This window comes from Acinetobacter rongchengensis (assembly GCF_003611475.1).
In the GTDB taxonomy this organism is placed as follows: domain Bacteria; phylum Pseudomonadota; class Gammaproteobacteria; order Pseudomonadales; family Moraxellaceae; genus Acinetobacter; species Acinetobacter rongchengensis.
This window is the reverse complement of record NZ_RAXT01000241.1, coordinates 1-225: the sequence shown is the minus strand read 5'-3', so window position 1 is coordinate 225 and position 225 is coordinate 1. Positions and strand designations below refer to the sequence as shown.

General features: G+C 41.8%; 1 pseudogene. It reads left to right on the top strand.

Going from position 1 to position 225, the window contains the following annotated elements:
- Window positions 1-173: pseudogene (locus D7V20_RS19720) on the top strand (IS5/IS1182 family transposase); the annotation flags it as partial.
- Between the last annotated feature and the right edge of the window lie 52 nt (window positions 174-225).

Here is a 225-nt window from a genome sequence, read left to right as displayed (position 1 = left end):
CAGGCTATCATCGGCGAAGTTTGGTTGAAACTAAGATGCATTGCATCAAATTATTAGGAGATAAACTCAGTGCAAGGAGTTTTGATAGCCAAGTGAATGAGATCCATGCACGTGTAGCAGTCCTTAACAGATTTACGGAATTAGGTCGACCACTTACCCAAGTTACGCCTTAAATTTGGCTCAATTAGGGGCGCTTTGCATTTCAAATCTTTGTGCAACAAAGCC